Genomic DNA, 20,734 nt, shown 5'->3' with positions numbered 1-20,734 from the left:
GGTGCGCGGCGGCAGGGTGCTCGCGGAACAGGTGGCACAGGAGGCGTGCCCGGGGGTCGGGGACGCCCTCGGGAGGCGGGACGGGTGCCAGGTGCGGCAGGGCGGCACGTGGCTCGTCGGGCACGACCGCGGTGAGATCACCGTCAGGCGGCTGTCCGACGACCCCTCACGGGTCTTCTCCGAGGCCGCGGCTTTCCCCGAGCCCTGTCCGGGGGAACGCGGATACGCGACACCGGCGCCGGACGGGCTGGTCGTGGCGGGGAGCGACCGGGTCACCTCGCTCGCCGCGGACGGCTCGGTGCGCTGGACCTTCCGCCACGCCGCCTGGCCGGTCGACGGCCTGGGTCGTGGGGCCTGCGTCGTGACGCCGACCGGTGCGGTCGTCCTGGTCACGGTCACGGGCCGGCTCATGGAGGACGGGTACGAGGGCGATCTGTGCATCGCGCTGGACGGCGCCTCCGGCGAGCCGCTCGGCGAGAGGGTGCTGCCGACCTGCTCCGCGGCCTACGGTTTCCAGCAGGCCCTCGTGCCTTCGGACGTCGTCTTCCTCTCGGCGGGGCAGGGGCAGGACGACGCGCACTCCCTCCTGGTCTCGTACGCGGGCGACGGCATCCGCGCACTGCCCGCGGGCCCGGCCGACGAACCGTTCACCGGCAACAGCCTGGACGGCGTGGGTTTCCTCAAGCTGACCCGGGGAGGCGAGATCCTCACCCGGTACGAGGCGACCGCGTCCGGTCTCTGCCGGGCCGGGGCGGACGTGGCGGCCGCGACCGCGCTGGAGGATCCGGAGCTGTGCTTCGCCGGCAGCCCGGGATTCCTCGACCGGCACCGGGTGCTCGCGGCGGTCGCGTACGACATCTGGCCGGAGGAGTCGCGGCACCTCCTGCTCGACGCGACGTCCCTGGAGCCGCTGGCCGAGATCGTGTACCCCTTCGCCGTGAGCCCCGAACCGGTTCCCCTGGGGGACGGCACCTGGATCACCGTGCGCGACGACGACGTGCTCAAGTGGCGCGTCCGATAGACAGCCCGTCATTTCCAAGCCAGTTGAGGAACTGGAGCCTCTCACGTAGCGTCAAAATCTCTGCTGCTGCAGTCAAGAAAAGACACGGGGGTGTCCGCGGTGGGTGTCGTACTGCCCGACGAACTGGCGTACGTGCTCGACCTGATCGGCATCGCGTGGCCGAACGTCGACGAGGACGACTACCGCGAGATGGCCACGTCCCTGCGGGACTTCGCGGACGACATCGACGGCGGCGCCATGGACGCCCACACCGCCGTGCAGGAGCTGCTGGGCGCGAACGCGGGCGCCGCGATGGACGCCTTCGAGGCGCACTGGGGCAAGGTCAAGGGCACGCATCTGGCCAATCTCGCCGAGGCCGCGCGGATGGGGGCGACGGCGCTCGACGGGGTGGCGATCGCGATCGAAGTCGCGAAGGTCGCGGCGATCGTCCAACTCGGCATCCTGGCAGCCGAGATCGTCGCGACCATCGCCTCCGCCCCCTTCACGCTCGGGCTGTCGAGCTTCGCCGGGGCCGCCGCGACCCAGGCGACCCGGATGATCGTCAAGAAGATCTTCCGCGAGGTCATCAACCAGGTCGTCGACCAGCTGATGTCCATCGCCACCGCCCCGATCTACGCCGCCTTGGAGTCGATGGCCGCCGACCTGATCATCCAGGTCGGTTCCAACGCCCTCGGCCTGCAGAAGGGCGTCGACCTCGGCCGGACCGCCGACGCCGGCAAGGAGGGCTTCGGCGAGGGCGTCGACGGCGCCAAGAAGCAGGCCGACAGCTTCACCCTCGCCAGCGCCGGAGGCGGCGGCGGGGGCGGTGGCGGGGGCGGGGGCGGGGGCACCGGTGGCGGGGGCGGCGGGGGCACTCACTTCCAGAGCGACGGGGACAGCTTCGACCGGATCGACACCCAGCTCGACGGCATCACCGGCTCCCTGCACGGCAAGTCGAAGGGGCACATAGGCCGGGCCCGCGACGCCAAGAACCGTACCGGCGGCCGCGGCGAGATCGCCGGGCACATCATGCCGATCGCCACGAAGATCGTGGACGGCATCGGCGAGGCGGCCGAGAAGGCCGTGGGCCATGTGCGCAACGACATGCGCAAGGGCCTCAAGCAGATGCACCAGAACCACCGCGACAACGACGACAGCATCGCGACCGAGCTGCAGCAGTTGCAGAAGACGGGCAGGGGCAAGCCGGTCTACGTCCTCGAGTCCGACGGGCAGATCAAGCGCCTGGACGACCAGGGCAAACTCGTCGACCTCACGGACGACGACAAGAAGTCCGGCATCACACGGCTCCTGCAGGACCGCGACGGCAACCCCACGGACCGGACGAGCCTCCCGAAGCCCGGCAAGCGGACCGTGGGCCAACTGCCCGGCGGCAAGCCCGCCAAGAAGAAGGAGTCCACCGAGGTTCCGCTGTCGTCCACTCCCCTCGCGGACGCCACCCGCAGGGCCCGCCACGCGAAGGGCCACTACGGGACGTACGAGAAGCAGGGCACCGACGACGAGACCTTCAGCAGCAACAACTACGCGGCCGCCCACTACCGCGACGAGGCGAACGACCACGAATTCGTCCTCGTCACGTACAGCGAACGCCCGTACCACTCGGAGAAGCGCCTGGCGACACCGTTCATGGACAGGGGCATGGACGGAAACGTCACGCACATGTACACGGAGCGCGAGCCGTGTTACGACAAGTCGCCCACCTGCGCCTACTGGCTGGAGGGGTACATGCCGCACGTCGACGTCAGCCACAGCGTGGAGTACGGCGATGCGGATTCCCAGGAGCGGGGCAACGCGATCATGAAGGGCTACCTCGACGACCTCCGGGCGGGCCGACGGTAGGATCGGCAGCCCGCGAACGACCGCCCACACCCATGACGTGCAGGAGAGGGGATCATGCCACCGACGGTGACACGCGCCCTGCTGGAGTCCGTCTTCCCTCCCGGTGAGCTGGTCACCCTGGACGACCCGGCGATGTCCCTGATCACCCACGAGCCTTCGCGGGAGTTCCTGCGGGACATCGGCCTGCCCCTCCAGGAGAGCGGCGTGTTCGTGCTGGACCCGGACTTCCCGACGCACATGACGACCATCCACGACTGGCACCTGGGCGACGACGCCCCTCCGGGCGCCGCGGGCTTCCTGTACCTGGCCCAGCTGCACTACGACCACGTGGTCCTGGACGGGGCGTCCGGGCGGGTCTGGGCACTGCCCGAGGCGGAGCCGGAGGTGTTCCCCCTCCACGAGGACCTGCATTCGCTCGCGTACTTCCTCTGCGCCGCCGAACGCGAACGCCCGGCCTACGACCCGCAGTTCCCGGACGCCGTCGTGCGGGCGGCGCGTTGGGACCCGCGGGGGGCGGCCGACCGGCTCCTCGCAGAACTGCGTCCGCTGGAGCCCATGGCGTTCGGACACGAGAACAGCCCGTGGTCCCTGTTCCTCCAGGACGCCTCGAAGGGTTTCGACGGCGTGGCCGGCTAGGGCGGCGCCGGAGGACCAGGAGAAGGAGACGACAGGCAATGGACGGCCGCCCAGAGGTGACGGCAAGCGTGGTGGCCCGGTTCGGCGACGGCGGGGTGCGGCGGTTCGCGGGGGCGCCCGAGGTGGTGGTGCCCCTGCAGGTGGGACCGTACTTCGCCACGTCGCCCGAGGAACCGGAGACCCTGGCCGCCTTCGCCGACGCATTGGAAGCGGAGGTGCCCGAGCGGGCGCGGGAGTACCTGCGCCTGGGCACCGACCGGGGGTACGAGATCTGCCTCGCCCCGGACGGCGCCGTGCGCGGGGTCCTCGTCGGCTACGACGAGCCCGAGCGGCATGTGAGCGGCACAGCGGAGGCGTTCGCCCGGAGCCTGGTGGCGCTGGACGAGGCCCTCACCGCGATCGCGGGGACCGACCGGCCCGAGGCGGCGTCACAGGCGTTCGCGGCGCTGGAGACGCGGCTGCGGGAACTGGACGCGACGGCGTTCGCGGACCGCGAGGACTGGTGGCCGCAGGTGCTGGACGACATCCGGGACACCGCGGGCGCGGAGTGGTTCGCTGCGTTCGAGGTCGTCGACACCGACGCGGAGGCGAAGATCCTGACCTCCTCGGGCGGGATCTGCGTGCACCCCGAGGAGCGGCTGTGGGCGAACCTTCGGGCTGCCGGGGTGGAACCGGAGCAGGTCAGGCGCATCCACACCGAACTGGAGTCGTGCTTCATGCCGGGGCACTACTGCTCGATGATGCTCGCGGACCTCTTCCCGGAGGCCGGGCTGACGCACAACTTCCCCTACGGGGAGACGGCGGAGTCCCGGGCCGCCGGCATCCGGGGATTGCGCGAGGCGGCGGCACAGGAGGGCTGAGGAAGATGACGGGGGAACTGGGGACGGCGGACCGGCCCGCTCTCGGGGCCGGCCGGGGGCCCGCCGGGCGGCGGATCCTGGAGTGGGCGACGTCGGGCACCAAGGCACCGCTGGCGGTGACCGGTTCCCCCGGGGCCGGCAAGAGCCATCTGCTGGCGTGGTTCGCGGCCGGCGCGCACCGGGACCCCGGCACAATGGTGCACGGGCTCGCCCCCGCCCACGGCCTGACCGCGGACGCCGTGTCCTGGGAACTGGGACGGCAGTTGGGGTACGGGCCGTTGTCCACGGAGGACCTGCTGGGGCGGATCCTGGCCGACCCGCGTCCGCTGACCCTCGGCTTCGCCGACCTGCACGGTGCCCGGCCGGGCTGCCGGGCGGCCCTCGTGGACCCCCTGCTGGGCTTCGCGCACGTGCGCGTGCTGCTCGAAGCGGGGGACACAGGGAGCGTTCCGGACGGGGCCTTCGTGGTCGACCTGGACGACCCCGCGCTGACCGATCGCGCGGAGTTCGCCGCCTGGTACGCCGGGCTGGTCCCCGCCGGCGCCGCCTTCACCGCGGACCAGGTCTTCCCTCACCCGGCGACGGCCCGCCTGGCCGCCACGGTCCCCGGGCCGCCTGCCGAGGGAGCCGTACCGTCCGTGTGGTGGGCGCGGCTGCCCGAGACGGCTCGTCCCGCGCTGCACACGCTGGCCGCGCTGCGCGGGCCGGTCCCCCTGGACGTGTGGGAGTTGCTGCACGCGCACCTGACGGGCGACCCGGCGGCGCGGGAGGCCGTCGCCGCCGCCGTGGAGCGCCTGCCCGGGGGAGCCCGGTACGAGGTGCCGCCCGGCGGGCCCGTCGTCGCGGGCCTGGACCAACGCATCGTCGACGTCCTCAAGTCCCGCGCCCTGACCAGCTCCTACGCCCGGGAGCACGTGCTCGGCCACGCCGTCGCCGCCGGTACGGCGGACCGGCTGCTGCGTGACGCGGGCTTCCTCGTCCACGGCTCCGCGACGGCCGTGACGGCGGCTCTCTCGGACCCGGACACCGCAACCGCGGCCCCCGCGGTACTGGTCCGCCTGTGGCGCCGCGCGGCGCCCGTGCTGACGAACACCGGCATGAGCGACCCCGAGCGCGCCGCCGTCCTGCACGCCGCCGCGCTCGCCGACGCGCCGCAGATGGCCGCGCTGCTGCGCCCCGTCGCCGAACGGCACACCTGGACCGCCGAGTGGTTCCGCCCCGGCGAGTCCTTCACCGCCCTCGGCCCCGGCACGGTCGAGGGGGAGCTGCTCGCGGCCGATCCCCTCGGCCGGCTGCACGCCCTCGACCCCGCCACGGGCGCGGACCTGCGCAGGGTGCCCTCCCCCGCCGAGGTACGGCCGCTGGCCCTGGCGGCTCTCGGCGACGGCATGCTGCTCCTCGACCGCGACCAGGTCCTGCACGTCTTCCCGCCCGGCACGGTCGCCTTCGGCGAGGCCGCCCACCGCCACAACCAGGACGGCCCCTCGGCCCTGGCCTCGGTGCCCGCCTCCGGTCTCCTGGCCGTCGGTGACGCCGAGGGCCGCGTCCACCTGTGGCGCTCCCCCGCGTACGACCCCGAGCCCCTCAGCCGCCCCCTGCACCAGGCCCCCGTCTCCACGCTCGCCCACGTCCACTCGGCCCGGCACGACCTGTCGTTCTGCCTCAGCGGCGGGCTGGACGGCACCCTGCGCCTGTGGGCGACCTCGGGCGAACCGATGCCGGACCCCGTGGAGCGGCGCGACTGCGTCATCACCGCCCTGGCCGCCGCGGACACCCCCGCCCACGGCCCGGTCGCCGTCGCCGCCTGGGCCGACGGCCGCGCGAGCGTCTGGAACCTGCTCGACGCCCGCGTCCGCCCCCTTCCGCTGCTGCACCGCGCGGACGCCATCGCCCTCGCCCCCGACGGCGCCCTCACCGTCACCGGCCCCGGCGGGACGTACGGCCTCCGGCTCCACTTCGACCGGCTGTGGGCGTAGCGGTGGGCGAACCGTACGCGGGATTCCTCGACCACATCGAGGCTCACCTGGGACCGGTCCAGGATGCGGAGGGCCCCACGGCGGGAGGCGGAAACCGTGGTTTCCGCCTGTTCTCCTGCCGATCGGGAGACGGAGATCCGGTCACCGCCGTGACGAACGGTCCGAGGTTCCGGAACCTCACCGCGATCATGCCGTTGGAGCAGGAGACCGATCTGCTCGACGTGACGAGGGCGGCGGCGGTTTGACGCACGAGGCGACGGTCCGGCCGTGGCTGCGGGAGCACGGCTGGTACCCCGGGCGGGACGTGCGGGACCGGATCGGCGAGCATCTCGCCTTCCGGCTGCACGAGGCCGAACGCCAGGGGTTCCCGCTCACCACGTTCGCCGCCGCCCTGGGATTCCTGGGCTCCTACGGGCTGTTGCGCCTTCCGTACCGGGCGGCACCCGAGATCGCTCTCGTCGTCCGCCCGGACGTCGGTTACGAGGGCGACGCCGAGGATTTCGCCGAGCTCGGCGGCAACCTGCGCCGGCCGGTGTTCCCCGTCGGGTACGAGACCTCGGAAGGCGGGATCGTGCTGGTCGACGACCTGGGCCGGGTGTTCTACCAGCACCCCACCGGGCCGTACTTCCTGGGCCACGACGCCTACGAGGCCTTCGCCCGCCGCCTTTCCGGGAGCGCTCTGCCGGACGCGGAGGACTTCTACGTCTGACGCGGCCCCCGGCACAGCGCAGCGCGCCGGCTCACGCCGGCCGCGACTGCGCCTGCCTGCGCAGGAATTCGGCGACGTCCTTGCGCCGGGAGTACGGCTGGAGGGTCTGGGCGGTGGAGGAGAGCATGCCCCGCACGCGCGGGGACTGGACGCGGCCCAGGAGGTCCAGGACGCGGATGCCGGCGTCCGTGGCCTCGTCGACGTGGCGGGCGGAGGCGAGGTTGTCGGCGAGCTCCGCGGTGTACAGCGCGGCGTTGCGCGTGAAGTGCGGCGCCTGCAGGCCGACCGCGCGCCGCGCGTGCTCGACGGCGCGGTGGTGGTCGCCGAGGGCGGACCAGGACTGGGCCTCCAGCCCGGCGAGTTCGGCCTCGCCGTAGAAGGTCATCCACTCCGGGTCCGCGGCGCGGGGGCCGCGGCCGAACAGGGTCTGGGCGCGGGCGAGGGCGCGTTCGCAGCCGGGGCGGTCGCCGAGGCCGGCCCAGCCGCCCGCCTCGCGGAGTGCGAGCAGCGAGAGCAGGCGGGGCGAGCCGAGGTGGCGGGCGGCCTGCTGGGCGGCCTGGGCGGCGCGGACGGCCTCGCGGGGGCGCCCGGCGTCACGGGCGAGGAAGGAGGCGTTGCAGAAGGCGTGCGCCTCCAGGGCGCGGTCGCCGGCCATGCGGGCGGTGGCGAGGGCCTCGCCGTAGAAGGAGCGGGCGTCGGCGAGGCGCCCGGAGTCGTGGGCCAGCCAGCCCACGGAGATGGCGAGTTCGCCGGCGCCGCCCATCAGGTCCTCGGCGACGGCCTGGCTGTAGGTGCCCTCGTCGAGGAGGCGGTAGGCGGCCCCGAGGGAGTGGCCGGCCTGGCGGTAGAGCGCGCCGGCGCCGTGCCGGTCGTCGTGCAGGCGGATCTCGCGGACGGCCGCGCGGACGGCCCGGGCCTGCGGTCTGCCGACCTTGTGCACCGGCTCCGCCGCGGCGGCGGGCCCCAGCATCAGGGTCGTGGCGATGGCGGCCGGGCCGCCGGTCATGAACGCGCGACGCAGCACGTCGCTCTCCTCGTCGGTTTCGGTCTCGTACGGGGCCGGCCGGGGGGCCGGGACCGCCGTGCCGCGCCGGCCGCGGACCAGCTCACGCGGCTCGAAGCCCATGTCGGCGAGGTCGCGGCCGGGGAACATGTGCCGGAAGACCCGCTCGTAGGCGTAGTTGGGGCAGCGGATCTCCCCGGACTCCACGCGGCCGATGTAGCGGGCGTCGCAGCTGACCTGTTCGCCGATGTCCCGCCCCGCGCGGCGCACGGCGGCGGCGAACTCACCGGGGGACCGGTCTCCGCGCAGGCGCCGGAAGGCTGTGTTGGGGGTGGAAGGTGACGAGTGCATCGCCGGGCTCCCGTTGGACGGTCGGTGCGGTGCCGGTTGGCGGCGCGACGACCGTACTCGCTGTGAGGGCCCGAGTACCGTGGGTTTGGCTACAAAAGGGATATCTCACCCTCCATTCGCCATGAAACGCCACCCCTGTCGGCGTCAAGCGGGCGTAGCCGTTGACGTCCGCGCGCGTTGGACACCGTGCAACCCACCGTCCGACCCCAAGGAGGATTCGCCTTGTTGGACGAACCATGGGATCTGGTCACCGTCCCGACCCGGCAGGGACTGGAGGCCGTGGACATCCTGCGCATGCGGACCGGTCTCGGGCCCGTGCTGCACGACAGCTCGGGTCACAGCCTCGGCTTCCTGGTGCCGCCGGGCACGGCCGACGGCTGGGACATGCCGGGCAGCGCCTGCACGCAGACCGAGGGCGGCGGCTTCACCGTCCCCGGCGAGCTGCGGGAGCCGCCGGTGGCGGGCACCGGCTGGCTGGTGCCCCCGCACGACGACAGCGCCGTGACGGACCCGGCGGTGCTGCGTGACGCGCTGGGCGAGGCCGCCCGGATGATCGAGCTGGCCGACCGGCTCTGAGCTCCGCGTCGCCCGCCGCCCATACTGGGGTGCATGGCACCGCGCAGGACGAGGACGACGAAGGCACCGGACGGCATACGCGAGCAGGTCGGCGGGGGTCTCGCCGAGCTCGTGCCGGACCGGGACCGACCGCGGGGCTGGTCGCTGCTGATCGACGGGGCGCCGCAGTCGCACGTCGACCTCGGCGACCCGGAGTACCTGGACTTCTCCTACCAGCGCAGGCTCGGCCACGTCGTCGACCTCGCCGCGCCGCCCGGCCGCCCGCTGCGCGTGCTGCACCTGGGCGGCGGCGCGCTGACCCTGGCCCGCTACACCGCGGCGACCCGGCCGCGATCGACGCAGCAGGTGGTGGAGCTGGACACCGCGCTGGTCGAGCTGGTGCGGCGGGAGCTGCCCTGGGACCGCACCTGGCGCATCAAGGTGCGCGGCGGCGACGCCCGCGAGGGCCTGGCGAAGGTCCCGGAGGGCTGGGCGGACCTGGTCATCACGGACGTCTTCGGCGGGGCCCGTACACCCGCCCACCTGACCAGTACGGAGTTCCTCGCGCAGGTGCGGAGCGCGCTGACGCCTGGCGGGCTCTACGCCGCCAATGTGGCGGACGGCGGACGGCTGGAGTTCCTGCGGGCGCAGATCGCGACGGTGCGGGCCTGCTTCCCGCACGCGTGCCTGGCGGCGGATCCCGCCGTCCTGCGGGGGCGGCGCTTCGGCAACGTCATCCTGGTGGCCGCGGACGGCGAACTGCCCGTGGCGGAGTTCACCCGGCGGGTGGCCTCGGACCCGCATCCGGGGCGGGTCGAGCACGGCGGGGAGCTGGACGCCTTCGCGGGCGGCGCGGCGCCGGTCACCGACGCCACGGCGGCGGCCTCGCCCGCTCCGCCGGAGTCGGTGTTCCGCTAGCCGCCCGTGTTCTGCGCCTTGTAGGTGTCGACGGTGGGCGGATGCCCGTTCCAGGTGCAGAAGAGCGACGAGGTCGTGGTGGCCGAGACGAAGTCGACGCGGATCCACTCCGGTTGCTTCCAGACCTTCATCTCCCAGCCGGAGTCGGGCGTCGCCGAGACCAGGGTCGCGGAAGCCTCGCCCAGGTCGAGCACGACCCGTCCGCCCTCGACCGTGTAGCCGTGCACGTTGCCGGTGTCGGCGGAGGAGGTCGTGGCGGGGGTGGCCGAACCGGGCGGCCTGGCCGGCGCGGTGGAGGGGGTGCGCGGCGTGGCGGGGGCGCTCCGGGCCGGACCGGTGGCCGTGGGCCCGGCCGCGCGGTGGGTGGCTCCGCCGTCCGGGGACTGCGTGGGGGCGGGGACCTTGTCGGAGACCGGCTCGGAGATCGGCAGGGCCCGCGGCGGGTCGTAGGCCGTTCCCGCCAGCACGTGGTGGACGCCGAACCACGACAGTGCGACGGCGGCGCTCGTGGCGAGCGTCCACGCTCCGGCGTGCGCCAGTCCTTTTCGCATCCGCCCATAGTGCCGGACGCACCCGCCAAACGGAGCCGGGGGTTGCGCTTCAGGTTCTGACGTGCTCGCGCCCACCCGGCATCCCCCTCATGGGCTAAGTTGCGGGCCATGGCAAGTGTGCTCGTGGTCGAGGACGACCAGTTCGTGCGCTCCGCCCTCATCCGGCACCTCACCGAGGCCGCGCACGCCGTACGGAGCGTGGGCACGGCCCTGGAGGCGCTCCGGGAGGTCGCGCAGGTCGGCTTCGACGTGGTGATCCTGGACCTCGGCCTGCCGGACCTGGACGGGGCCGAGGCGCTGAAGATGCTGCGCGGCATCACGGACGTGCCGGTGATCATCGCGACGGCGCGGGACGACGAGTCGGAGATCGTGCGGCTGCTCAACGCGGGCGCCGACGACTACCTCATCAAGCCGTTCTCGGTCGAGCACCTGTCGGCGCGCATGGCGGCGGTGCTGCGCCGCTCGCGGTCGGCGGAGGCGGACCGCGTACTGCGGGTGGGCGGGCTGCAGATCGACGTCCTGCGCCGCCAGGCCGTCCTGGACGGGGCGCTGCTGGACCTGACCCGCCGTGAGTTCGACCTGCTGTCCTTCCTGGCGGCCCGGCCGGGCGTGGTGGTGGCACGGCGCGAGCTGCTGTCGGAGGTGTGGCAGCAGTCGTACGGCGACGACCAGACCATCGACGTCCATCTGTCGTGGCTGCGGCGCAAGCTGGGGGAGACCGCGGCCCGGCCGCGCTACCTGCACACGCTGCGCGGGGTGGGAGTGAAGCTGGAGCCACCGCGGTGAGGTGGGCGCTGGTCAAGGTCTGCGTCGCGGTGACGGCCATGGTCGTCGTCGCCTTCGCGGTGCCGCTGGCGCTCACCGTCAAGGAGATGGCCCGGGACCGGGCGATCGGCAACGCGGAGCGGCAGGCCGCGGCCATAGGGCCGGCGCTGGCGATCACCACCGACCGCACCCAGCTGGAGCGGGCGGTGGCCTCGACGCAGGCGGGCGCCGACGGCCGGATCGCGGTGCGGGTGCCGGCGACGGAGGGCACGGCGGGGGTGGAGATCGGCGACCCGCACGCGCCGGACGGCGACCTGGACCGGGCGTCGGAACTGGGCCGGGCCTCCACCGTCCCGGTGGCCGGGGGCTACGCCCTGCTCCAGCCGACCGCGGTCGGTTCGGGCTCGGTGGCGGTGGTCGAGGTGTTCGTGCCGGACGGCGAGGTCAGCCGCGGGGTCACCGCCGCCTGGGCGGTGCTGGCGCTGGTCGGCGTGGGCCTGATCGTCGGCGCGGTGGCCGTGGCGGACCGGCTCGGCACGCGCATGGTGCGACCGGCCGAGCGCCTCGCGGAGGCCGCGCACGGCCTGGGGCGCGGGGACCTGACCGTACGCGTCCCGGAGGACGGCCCGGCCGAACTGCGCTCCGCCGCCGTCGCGTTCAACGCGATGGCGGACCAGGTGGTGCAACTGCTCGCCAACGAGCGGGAGCTGGCCGCCGACCTGTCGCACCGGCTGCGGACCCCGCTGACCGTGCTGCGGCTCAACGCGGCCTCGCTCGGCGACGGCCTCGCCGGGGAGCAGACCCGGCAGGCGGTGGCCCAGCTGGAGCGCGAGGTGGACCAGATCATCCGCACCGCACGGGCCCAGCAGGCGCAGAGCCAGCCGGTCGCGGTGGGCTGCGACGCGGCCGAGGTGATCCGGGAGCGGATGGCCTTCTGGTCGGCGCTCGCCGAGGACCAGGGCCGCGAGGTGAGCACCGCGGGCGTCGAACGCCCGGTGCGGGTACCGGTGGCGCGGGCCGATCTGGTGGCGTCGCTGGACGCCATGCTCGGCAACGTCTTCCGGCACACCCCCGAGGGCACGGCCTTCGCGGTGGACGTGCACAGCAGCCAGGAGGCGGTGATCGTGCTGGTCTCCGACGCGGGCCCGGGCATCAAGGACCCGGCGGCCGCGCTGCGGCGCGGTCAGGGCGCGGGCGGCGACGGTTCCACGGGCCTCGGGCTGGACATCGTACGGCGCCTCGCGGAATCCACCGGGGGCGACGTCCGGCTCGGCTCCTCGGTGCTGGGAGGCGCGGAGATCCGGGTGTGGATCGCGCTGCGGCCGCTCGCCGCGGGCGGGAAGCGGAACCACCGCGTGGTGCGCCGCAGGCGGCTGAAGCGGACCGCCGCGACCACGGGGCTCTGAACGATCGAGGCCGGGCGGCTCTCACCACCCGGCCGGCATTCGAGTCGTATTTCGCGAGGGCCGGTCCGGGTCAACCCCAGTAAATGTCGCAGGCCTCGTAATAGTAATAGTATGCGTCCTCCCCGGAATAGCAGTAGTCGTCGCTGACGTAGCCGCTGACGGCGCCGGCCCGCTGCTGGGAGGTCTGCGTCACCACGGAGCCGGCCTGGGCCGACGCCGGGGCGGCGAACGCCGTGGTGGGGATCAGGGCACCTCCCGCGGCCAGGGCGGCGGAAGCGGTGAGGACTACCAGACGTCGTGTGCGAGTCATCGGGATTCTCCTTGCGTGAGGAATTGCGGGGAGGGAAATACGGGAACGGTCCTGTCCGGAATTTCACTTCGGATTTCCGGCTCTGCGTCAACCCATGTCTCCATTAACCCCGGCCCGGCGCCCCGCGTCATGCCCCTGGATTTCGGGGCTTGACAGAGGCCGCCGGCCCCGGGCGCCGGGGACCGGCCGCGAGCAGCACCGCGCCGCCCGCAGAGGTCTGAACCTTTAACCGGCCCCGATGGCTCCCTTAAGCGCGCCATAAGAAGCCGAACGCCCGCACGACTCTGGGCATTTGTCCGAATCGGCATCGCTAGCGTGCGGCCTCATGAGGAACTCACATCGTCGTCGTCCCACCCGCAAGGTCGCCCTCCTCGGGGGCGTGACCGCGGGCGCGGTCGTCGCGGCCGGGGCCTTCGCGCTCGCGGGCTCGGCCCAGGCCGCCACCGTCGGTGCCGCGTACAGCAAGACCAGCGACTGGAGCACCGGGTACACGGGCCGGTACGAGATCGCCAATTCCTCGAACGCGACGCTGTCCGACTGGACGCTGAAGTTCGACCTGCCCGCGGGCACGAGCATCAGCTCGCTCTGGAACGCCACCTACACGGTGTCCGGGCAGCACGTGACCGTGCGCCCCGCGAGCTGGAACAAGGACATCGCCGCGGGGAAGACGGCCGAGGTCGGCTTCGTGACGAAGTCCGCCGCGAAGGCGGGCGACCCGGTCAACTGCCGGATCAACGACGTGAAGTGCTCCGTCGACGACGGTGTGACCGCCTCCCCCAGCGGGCGCCCCACCGCCGGCGCGAGCCCGACGGCGACCGTCACCCCCACCAGGACGCCGACCGCCACCCCCACGAAGACCTCCTCGCCCACGGCCACCGCAACCCCGACCGCGACCGCGAGCCCGACCTCGGGCACCGGCTCGCCGTCCTTTGCCGGCTTCGCGCCGTACGTCGACACCTCGCTCTACCCGGCCTTCGACCTGCTCGCCCACTCCCGGGCGACCGGCGTCAAGCAGTACAACCTGGCCTTCGTCACCGACGGCGGCGGCTGCACGCCCAAGTGGGGCGGGGTCAGCGACCTGGCGAACGACGGCGTCGCGGCCCAGATCGGCGACCTGCGCAGGGCAGGCGGTGACGTCCGGGTCTCCTTCGGCGGCGCGTCCGGCTCGGAGCTGGCGACGACCTGCTCCTCGGTCTCCGCGCTGACCGCGGCGTACGCCAAGGTCGTCGACACCTACAAGCTCACCAAGGTGGACTTCGACGTCGAGGGCGGCGCCATCGCCAACACGGCCGCCAACACCCGCCGGGCGCAGGCCATCTCACAGCTCCAGGCGAGCCACAGCGGCCTGGAGGTCTCCTACACCCTGCCGGTGATGCCGACCGGCCTCACCCAGGACGGTGTCGGCCTCCTGGCGGACGCCAGGTCCCGCGGTGTGCGGATCACCGCGGTCAACATCATGGCGATGGACTACGGCGCCTCCTTCAGCGGCGACATGGGCGGCTACGCGATCGACGCCGCCACCGCCACCCAGGGACAGCTCAAGGGCATGCTGGGGCTGTCGGACGCCGCGGCCTGGAGGACCGTCGCGGTCACCCCGATGATCGGCGTGAACGACGTCACCACGGAGGTCTTCAGGGTCGACGACGCGACGCAGCTGGTGACCTTCGCCCGGTCCAAGGGCCTGGGCTGGCTGTCGATGTGGTCGGGCACGCGGGACAAGCAGTGCCCCGGGGGTGCCAAGAACGTCGCCGACGCGACGTGCAGTTCGATCCTCCAGGAGGCGGGCGCCTTCTCCAAGGCCCTCGCGGCCTACGGCGGCTGAGGCCGCACGCGACCACCCCCCTCCCCCCACACGGGCGCCCCGGCCGGCAGTTCAGCACCCCCGCCCCGGCCGGGGCGCTCCCGTGTGCGCCGCGCTCAGGAGCGGAGCAGACCGTCCAGCAGCGCGGACAGCCCGGCCTCGTACTGCGCGCGGCCGGACTGCTGGGCCGCGACGAGTTCGGGGGCCAGCCCCACGAGCGAGGGATAGCTGTCCGGCGGCAGGTCGGCGAGCCGGCTGCGGATCCTCTCGCGCAGCCCGGCCTCGGCCTCCTCGCACTCCGCGCGTTTGCGCCGCACCACCCACAGCGCGGCGCCGACCGTGTACTGCATCAGCGCCACCTGGGCGCGCGCGGCGGCGGGCGGGTCCAGTCCCGCCGTGATCAGCAGGCAGAGCATCCGGTCGATGACGGCGATGGCCTCGTCGCCGCGGAGCGGGCGGCTCGTCAGCAGTTGGAGCGCGGAGGGGTGCTCACTGAAAAGCCGGTACACACCGACACAGAGTTCAATAAGCTGCTCGCGCGGCACGCCGGAGCCGGGGGGCATCTCGATCTCGGCGAGCAGCCGTTCGTTGACCGCGTCGATGATCTCGTCCTTGCCCTTGAAGTGGGAGTAGACGGCCATGGTCGCGACGCCGAGCTCCTGGGCGAGCGCGCGCATGGTGAAGGCCTCGGGCCCGTGGCGGTCGAGGAGCCCGACCGCGGCGTCGAGGATGCGGTCCGGGTTGAGGGTGTTGCGGGGGACGCGGCGCCGTGGGGAGCGGGCCGGCGGGGTGACAGTCATGAGGGATGCGTGTCCGGTCGGGGGGAATCGTGCGCGAGCGGTCGGAAGGTTGAGCGGTTTCCTTGATTCTCCCGCGTTCCCGGGCAACCCGGGGAGGAAGCGGGGCGTCTTTTCGCACGTCTTCCCGAGCACAGCTCCGTGAATCCAGGACGAATCGGTGGTGAAGGGAATAGTCGGGGGCGCTGCCCGGGTTGCCTAGCGTACGCCGTACGGTAGATCGAAGCGACTCTCACAGGGAGAGATGGGGGGAGAACGGCCGGATGACGATGAGCACCACCGCCCCACGGGCGTCCGCCTACCGGGGCGGGCTCCGCTGGTGGACCGAGCTGCCGCTGATCGCGGTGGTCTACGGCCTCTACACCGCGGGCCGTCTCCTCGTACGCGGCGACGTGGGCCGGGCAGTCGACCACGGCATCGCCATACTCCACCTGGAACGCGCGCTCAGCATCGACCCCGAGCGCTCGCTCAACTCCCTCTTCAGCCGCTACCGGTCGCTCGGTGTTCCCGCCGACTTCTGGTACGCCTCGCTCCACTACCTGGTCACCCCGCTGGTGCTGGTCTGGCTGTGGCGCCGGCGGCCGACCGTCTACCGCTTCGCGCGCACATGGCTGCTGATGTCCACCCTCGTCGGGCTGATCGGCTTCACGCTCATGCCCACCGCGCCGCCGCGGCTGCTGGCCGCCGGCCACGGCTTCGTCGACACCATGGCGCAGTACGGTTCGTACGGCTGGTGGGGCGCGGAGGCGAGCGCGCCGCGCGGGCTGGGCGGGATGACCAACCAGTACGCGGCCATGCCGAGCCTGCACGTCGGCTGGTCCCTGTGGTGCGGCATCATGCTCTGGCGCCACGGACGCACGCCCTTCGTCCGCGCGCTGGGCGTCCTCTACCCCCTCGGCACCACCCTCGTGGTCATGGGCACCGCCAACCACTACCTGCTGGACGCCCTCGCCGGGATCGCCGTGATGGGGATCGGCTTCCTGCTCGCGCGGCCCGCGCTGCGTGTGGTGGACCTCATACGCGACGGGGCGCGCACCCGGTTCGCGACGCCGCGGCCCGCCTCCTCCACCGTCGTCGCGACCTCCCGCGACGTCGCCCCGGCGGACGTGGGGTTCCTGCCCGGAACCGCGGTCGAACCGCGACGCTGACGCTCCGGCGGAGGCCGCGGACCCGCGGCCTCCGCATTGTGGCCCGCGTTGTCGGTGGGGGGTGCGAGACTTGCCCGGGTGAGCACTACGCACGATCTGCGAGAGCGGCTGGCCGCGTTGCGCGGTCCGACGACCGTGCCGCGCCCGATGGACGCGCGCGCCCTGGCGGCGCTCGCCGCGAACCCCGGGTGCCGCCGCCGGGCGCTGCTGGACGCCGCCGGGGTGGACAAGGCGGCGGTGGCGCGCGTCCTGGGCAACCCCGCGCCCTTCGGGCAGTCGCAGTTCGCGTTCGTACGGGGCCATGCCTTCGAGGCCCGGGTGAAGGCCGCGGGGTGCGCCGAGCTGCTGCGCCTGCTGGGCGCGCCCGAGACCGCGGACGCCGTGCTGCCCGATCTGTCCGCCCCGGGCCCCGAGGGCCGGGTGGCCCGTACCCGCCTCGCGCTCAAGGAGGCGACCGCGGCGGGCCGGTGGACGCTGCTCGACCACCCCCTGCTCGTGCTCGAGGTCGCCGACGCCCCGGTCTACCTCGAACCGGACGCCATCGCCGTGCGGCCGGACGGCTCGTGGACGGTGGTGGAGGTCAAGTCCTTCCCGATCCTGGACGGTTCCGCGGACGCCGTGAAGGTCGGCGCTGCGGCCCGCCAGGCCGCGGTGTACGTCCTGGCGCTGGAGCGGCTGGGGTTCGGCACGCCGGAGCACCGGGTGCTGCTGGTGTGCCCCAAGGACTTCTCCAACCTGCCCGCCGCCGAGTTCGTCGACGTGCGCAAGCAACTGGCGGTCACCCGGCGGCAGCTGGCCCGGCTGACCCGGATCGAGGAGATCGCCGCCGCCCTCCCCGAGGGCACGACCTTCGACCTGCGGCTCACCGACGACGGACGGACGGCGACCCGCCCCGCCGCGGAGCTCTCCGATGCGGTGGACCGGCTGCCCGCGGCGTACGCGCCCGAGTGCCTGGCCAGTTGCGAGCTGTCCTTCCACTGCCGCGACCAGGCCCGGGCCTGCGGCGCGGTGGAGGTCCTCGGCCGCGGCGTGCGCGGTGAACTGGGCGGCCTGACCGAAGTGGAGCAGGTGCTGGCGGCCGCGCTGGGCACCGAGGGCGATCCGGCGGATCCCGCGGTTGCCGCGCTGCGGCGGGCGCAGGCCCTGCGGGCGGAGGCGCTGGGATGTCGCTGATCTCGGTGCTGGCCCGGGCGGAGGCCCTTTCGACCGGCCGGGCGACCCCGCTCGCGACGGTGCGCCACCGCCATCTGTCGGACCGGCCGCTGGTCCTCGTCCCGCTGACCACCGCGGGCGAGGTCGGCGCCCCGCTGGGCGCCCTGGTCGGCACGGACCGGGACGAGCCCCGGCTGCTGGCGGTGCCGCAGCCGCGCGACCGCGACCTGCGCTTCGCCTTCCTGGCCGAGCTGGCGCAGGTCGTGCTGCCCTACCTGGAGTCCTACGCGGACGACACGGAGACCGAGCCGGCGACCCGCAACCGGGAAGAGTCGGAGGTCTGCGCCGACGCACCCCAGATCGTGGTCGCGAACACCCCCGCGGTGGAGTACGTGCGCCTGCTCGGGCGTTCCACCCGCTTCCGCCGCACCGCCGAGGACGACCCCGACGAGCCGCACCCGGTCCCGGCCCGGGTGCCGCTGCTCGGCCGCTGGCTCACCCACTACGGGGAACGCGCCCGCACCCCCGGCTCCGCGCTGCTGCTGTCCGCGACCGAACTGCTCACCCGGCACTGGGCGACCGGCCAGAGCAACCTCGAGGACCAGCACCTGGGCGCCCTGCTGGCCTGGATCGAACCCACCGACGGCATGACGGGCATGGAGGCGGCCCGCCGCGCCGAGTCCCACCGCGGCCCGGACGGCCTGCTGACGTTCCCGCCGGCCGGCCCCGCGACGGACCCGGTCTTCGACAACACCGTGCTCGCCCCGGCCACCGCCCGCTACGACGCCGGGATCACCGGGGCCGGCGAGGACATCGCCCGCCTGCTGGCCGGCCAGATGCGCCCCACCTGGGACGCGGTGTGGCGGTCACTGGACCTGCTGCGCGAGCTGCCCGAGGGCGCCCGCGTCGCGGACCGCTGGAAACGGGACCGCTGGTCGTACACCTCCCACCGGGACCGCGTGCGCGCCGGGGAGCCGCCGCAGCCCCGCCGTGACGACGCCGTGTCGGCGGCGCAGAAGCTCGCCGGCCGGGAGACCGCCCAGGTGCGGCTGGAGGCCCAGGAAGCGCTGGACGACCCGCTGGTGATGGCCGGGCGGCGACTGGCCGGGGAGGCCTTCGCGGGCCGGGTGGACCGGGTGGAGATGGCGATGAGCGAGGGCAAGGTGCCCAAGCCGCGCCCGCTGGTGACGGTTCTCACACAGGACCGCCCGCATCTGGACGAGGACGCGAAGCTTTACCGCGCGCTGCCGGACGGCCGTACGCAGCAGGCGCAGTTCGTGGAGTGGGCCGGACCCGGTGCGGTACTCCTGCGGGTGGTGAACGGCATGGGCCGCGGCAAGGTCCCCGAGCCCGGCACGGTGCCGGAGGAAGGGGACGAGGTGTGCTGGACGTTGTTCGAGCACGCGCCGCGTGGCGGTGCCGGGCTGCCGGAGCCCGAGGACACCCCGTGGACGCACGGCGGGCCCCCGGGCACCGCGGCCGCGAGCGTGACCGCCGGCCGGGCCGCGGGCACGACCGCGGCCGCCGTCGCCGAGAGCCCTGACCCCGCGACCACGGAGGACTATCTGTGAGCCCGGTGAGCGACGCCGCCCGGGCGGCCGGCACCGCGACCGAGCGGATCCTGCACGACACCCTGCACGGGACGCACCGCGGCGTCGTGGTGGACTCGCCGCCCGGCGCGGGCAAGTCCACGCTGGTCGTGCGCGCCGCCCGTGAGCTGGTCGCGGCGGGCGAGACCCTGATGGTGGTCGCCCAGACGAACGCCCAGGTGGACGACCTGGTGGATCGGCTGGCCACCGCCGAACCCGGACTGCCGATCGGCCGGCTGCACGGCAGCGACTCGCCCCCGGACCCGGTGCTGGACCGCCACGAGGCCGTCCTCAAGTCGAGCAAGGCGGCCGACCTCGCCGGGGCCAAGGTGGTGATCGCGACCGCCGCGAAGTGGGCCTTCGTGAAGGACACGGAGCCCTGGCGGCACGCCATCGTCGACGAGGCCTACCAGATGCGTTCGGACGCCCTGCTGCAGGTGGCGGGGTTGTTCGAGCGGGCGCTGTTCGTCGGCGACCCGGGTCAGCTGGATCCGTTCAGCGTGGTCGGCGCCGAGCAGTGGGCGGGGCTGAGCTACGACCCGTCGGCGAGCGCGGTGGTCACCCTGCTGGCCCACAACCCGGGGCTGCCGCAGCACCGGCTGCCGGTCTCCTGGCGGCTGCCGGCCTCCGCCGCGCCGCTGGTCTCCGACGCCTTCTACCCGTACACCCCGTTCCGCAGCGGCACCGACCACGGTGACCGGCGGCTCTCCTTCGGCGTGCCCGGTGACGGCTCGGGCCCGGACCGGGTGGTGGACGAGGCCGCGGCGTCCGGCTGGGGCCTGCTGGAGCTGCCCGCGCGGCGCACCCCGCGGACCGACCCCGAGGCGGTGCGCGCGGTCGCGCTGGTCGTCCGGCGGCTGCTGGACCGCGGCGGCATGGCGGTCTCCGAGCGGGGCACCGCCCCGGTGGGCCCGGACCGGATCGCCGTGGGCACCGCCCACCGCGACCAGGCGGCGGCGGTCCGCGCGGCGCTGGCGGACCTGGGCGTGACCGGGGTCACCGTGGACACCGCCAACCGGCTGCAGGGCCGCGAGTTCGACGTCACCGTGGTGCTCCACCCGTTGTCCGGGCGTCCCGACGCCACCGCGTTCCACCTGGAGACGGGGCGGCTGTGCGTGCTGGCCTCGCGCCACCGGCACGCGTGCATCGTAGTGTGCCGCGCCGGGGTCTCGGAGCTGCTGGACGAGCACCCCTCGACGGAGCCGGTCCAGCTCGGGGTGACCGTGAAGTTCCCGGACGGCTGGGAGGCCAACCACGCCGTGCTGGCCCACCTGTCCGAGCACCGCGTGGCCTGGCGGCCGTAGCGCGCCGGCCGTCCGCCCGGGGCACTCTTGCGCGGGGCGGGACAAT

General features: G+C 73.9%; 19 protein-coding genes. 15 read left to right on the top strand and 4 right to left on the bottom strand.

The features are described from left to right. The first annotated feature begins 1 nt into the window (after window position 1). The 6 genes from OG937_27555 (at window position 2) to OG937_27530 (ending at window position 7,038) form a co-directional block, all read left to right on the top strand. Window positions 2–1,021 carry a hypothetical protein gene (locus OG937_27555; protein WUD75180.1) on the top strand — a complete coding sequence of 340 codons (1,020 nt, stop codon included), beginning with the start codon at window positions 2–4 and terminating at the stop codon, window positions 1,019–1,021. A 99-nt stretch (window positions 1,022–1,120) separates the two neighbouring features. Next, on the top strand, window positions 1,121–2,857 hold the full coding sequence (locus OG937_27550; protein WUD75179.1) for a hypothetical protein: 1,737 nt from the start codon (window positions 1,121–1,123) through the stop codon (window positions 2,855–2,857). 54 nt (window positions 2,858–2,911) lie between these two features. Continuing rightward, window positions 2,912–3,493, top strand: a complete 582-nt coding sequence (locus OG937_27545) for an SUKH-4 family immunity protein (GenBank protein WUD75178.1) — start codon at window positions 2,912–2,914, stop codon at window positions 3,491–3,493. Window positions 3,494–3,531: 38 nt separating this feature from the next. Beyond that, entirely contained in the window at window positions 3,532–4,353 is an 822-nt protein-coding gene (locus OG937_27540) for an SUKH-4 family immunity protein (GenBank protein ID WUD75177.1), read from the top strand. A 5-nt stretch (window positions 4,354–4,358) separates the two neighbouring features. Further along, the gene (locus OG937_27535; protein ID WUD75176.1) at window positions 4,359–6,329 is read left to right on the top strand and encodes a hypothetical protein; all 1,971 of its coding nucleotides are present in this window, start codon (window positions 4,359–4,361) and stop codon (window positions 6,327–6,329) included. Between the two features lie 241 nt (window positions 6,330–6,570). Further along, window positions 6,571–7,038 carry an SUKH-3 domain-containing protein gene (locus OG937_27530; protein WUD75175.1) on the top strand — a complete coding sequence of 156 codons (468 nt, stop codon included), beginning with the start codon at window positions 6,571–6,573 and terminating at the stop codon, window positions 7,036–7,038. Window positions 7,039–7,069: 31 nt separating this feature from the next. On the opposite strand, the gene OG937_27525 is transcribed toward OG937_27530, so the two are convergent. After that, window positions 7,070–8,392 (bottom strand): tetratricopeptide repeat protein, encoded by a 1,323-nt coding sequence (locus OG937_27525; protein ID WUD75174.1) that lies wholly within the window; start codon window positions 8,390–8,392, stop codon window positions 7,070–7,072. A 186-nt stretch (window positions 8,393–8,578) separates the two neighbouring features. On the opposite strand from OG937_27525, the gene OG937_27520 reads away from it, so the two are divergent. Both OG937_27520 and OG937_27515 read left to right on the top strand, forming a co-directional pair. Then, window positions 8,579–8,968 carry a hypothetical protein gene (locus tag OG937_27520; GenBank protein ID WUD75173.1) on the top strand — a complete coding sequence of 130 codons (390 nt, stop codon included), beginning with the start codon at window positions 8,579–8,581 and terminating at the stop codon, window positions 8,966–8,968. A gap of 33 nt (window positions 8,969–9,001) precedes the next feature. Then, the gene (locus tag OG937_27515; protein ID WUD75172.1) at window positions 9,002–9,865 is read left to right on the top strand and encodes a fused MFS/spermidine synthase; all 864 of its coding nucleotides are present in this window, start codon (window positions 9,002–9,004) and stop codon (window positions 9,863–9,865) included. On the opposite strand, the gene OG937_27510 is transcribed toward OG937_27515, so the two are convergent. Next, window positions 9,862–10,416, bottom strand: a complete 555-nt coding sequence (locus OG937_27510; protein WUD75171.1) for a hypothetical protein — start codon at window positions 10,414–10,416, stop codon at window positions 9,862–9,864. The genes OG937_27515 and OG937_27510 overlap by 4 nt on opposite strands. Before the next feature lie 108 nt (window positions 10,417–10,524). Here OG937_27510 and OG937_27505 point away from each other — a divergent pair, with 108 nt between their 5' ends. Together OG937_27505 and OG937_27500 are read left to right on the top strand one after the other, a co-directional pair. After that, window positions 10,525–11,202 carry a response regulator transcription factor gene (locus OG937_27505; GenBank protein WUD75170.1) on the top strand — a complete coding sequence of 226 codons (678 nt, stop codon included), beginning with the start codon at window positions 10,525–10,527 and terminating at the stop codon, window positions 11,200–11,202. Beyond that, a complete protein-coding gene (locus OG937_27500) occupies window positions 11,199–12,587 on the top strand; it encodes a HAMP domain-containing histidine kinase (GenBank protein ID WUD75169.1) in 1,389 nt (462 codons plus the stop codon). Before OG937_27505 ends, OG937_27500 begins: the two co-directional genes overlap by 4 nt. Window positions 12,588–12,657: 70 nt before the next feature. On the opposite strand, the gene OG937_27495 is transcribed toward OG937_27500, so the two are convergent. Further along, a complete protein-coding gene (locus OG937_27495; GenBank protein WUD75168.1) occupies window positions 12,658–12,897 on the bottom strand; it encodes a hypothetical protein in 240 nt (79 codons plus the stop codon). A 325-nt stretch (window positions 12,898–13,222) separates the two neighbouring features. Between OG937_27495 and OG937_27490 the strand changes: the two genes are divergently transcribed. Further along, window positions 13,223–14,719 (top strand): cellulose binding domain-containing protein, encoded by a 1,497-nt coding sequence (locus tag OG937_27490; GenBank protein WUD75167.1) that lies wholly within the window; start codon window positions 13,223–13,225, stop codon window positions 14,717–14,719. Between the two features lie 95 nt (window positions 14,720–14,814). On the opposite strand, the gene OG937_27485 is transcribed toward OG937_27490, so the two are convergent. After that, window positions 14,815–15,498 carry a TetR/AcrR family transcriptional regulator gene (locus OG937_27485; protein WUD75166.1) on the bottom strand — a complete coding sequence of 228 codons (684 nt, stop codon included), beginning with the start codon at window positions 15,496–15,498 and terminating at the stop codon, window positions 14,815–14,817. Window positions 15,499–15,758: 260 nt separating this feature from the next. On the opposite strand from OG937_27485, the gene OG937_27480 reads away from it, so the two are divergent. The 4 genes from OG937_27480 to OG937_27465 are packed head-to-tail and all read left to right on the top strand — an operon-like array spanning window position 15,759 to window position 20,688. Beyond that, complete coding sequence (locus tag OG937_27480; GenBank protein ID WUD75165.1) at window positions 15,759–16,643, top strand: phosphatase PAP2 family protein; 885 nt, start codon at window positions 15,759–15,761, stop codon at window positions 16,641–16,643. 48 nt (window positions 16,644–16,691) lie between these two features. After that, window positions 16,692–17,816, top strand: coding sequence for a hypothetical protein (locus OG937_27475; protein ID WUD75164.1), 1,125 nt, complete (start codon window positions 16,692–16,694; stop codon window positions 17,814–17,816). Beyond that, on the top strand, window positions 17,807–19,366 hold the full coding sequence (locus tag OG937_27470) for a hypothetical protein (GenBank protein WUD75163.1): 1,560 nt from the start codon (window positions 17,807–17,809) through the stop codon (window positions 19,364–19,366). The genes OG937_27475 and OG937_27470 overlap by 10 nt, the downstream gene beginning before the upstream one ends. Beyond that, complete coding sequence (locus OG937_27465; protein WUD75162.1) at window positions 19,363–20,688, top strand: AAA family ATPase; 1,326 nt, start codon at window positions 19,363–19,365, stop codon at window positions 20,686–20,688. Before OG937_27470 ends, OG937_27465 begins: the two co-directional genes overlap by 4 nt. Window positions 20,689–20,734: the final 46 nt, after the last annotated feature.

It is taken from the genome of Streptomyces sp. NBC_00510, assembly GCA_036013505.1.
Lineage (GTDB): Bacteria > Actinomycetota > Actinomycetes > Streptomycetales > Streptomycetaceae > Actinacidiphila.
The sequence above is the reverse complement of the archived record's forward strand: the minus strand, read 5'-3'. Positions and strand labels throughout refer to the sequence as shown.

Coding starts and splice junctions, on each gene's coding strand:
- OG937_27545 (WUD75178.1), top strand. CDS start 2,912: ATGCCACCGACGGTGACACGCGCCCTGCTGGAGTCCGTCTTCCCTCCC.
- OG937_27540 (WUD75177.1), top strand. CDS start 3,532: ATGGACGGCCGCCCAGAGGTGACGGCAAGCGTGGTGGCCCGGTTCGGC.
- OG937_27535 (WUD75176.1), top strand. CDS start 4,359: ATGACGGGGGAACTGGGGACGGCGGACCGGCCCGCTCTCGGGGCCGGC.
- OG937_27525 (WUD75174.1), bottom strand. CDS start 8,392: ATGCACTCGTCACCTTCCACCCCCAACACAGCCTTCCGGCGCCTGCGC.
- OG937_27515 (WUD75172.1), top strand. CDS start 9,002: ATGGCACCGCGCAGGACGAGGACGACGAAGGCACCGGACGGCATACGC.
- OG937_27510 (WUD75171.1), bottom strand. CDS start 10,416: ATGCGAAAAGGACTGGCGCACGCCGGAGCGTGGACGCTCGCCACGAGC.
- OG937_27505 (WUD75170.1), top strand. CDS start 10,525: ATGGCAAGTGTGCTCGTGGTCGAGGACGACCAGTTCGTGCGCTCCGCC.
- OG937_27495 (WUD75168.1), bottom strand. CDS start 12,897: ATGACTCGCACACGACGTCTGGTAGTCCTCACCGCTTCCGCCGCCCTG.
- OG937_27490 (WUD75167.1), top strand. CDS start 13,223: ATGAGGAACTCACATCGTCGTCGTCCCACCCGCAAGGTCGCCCTCCTC.
- OG937_27485 (WUD75166.1), bottom strand. CDS start 15,498: ATGACTGTCACCCCGCCGGCCCGCTCCCCACGGCGCCGCGTCCCCCGC.
- OG937_27480 (WUD75165.1), top strand. CDS start 15,759: ATGACGATGAGCACCACCGCCCCACGGGCGTCCGCCTACCGGGGCGGG.
- OG937_27470 (WUD75163.1), top strand. CDS start 17,807: ATGTCGCTGATCTCGGTGCTGGCCCGGGCGGAGGCCCTTTCGACCGGC.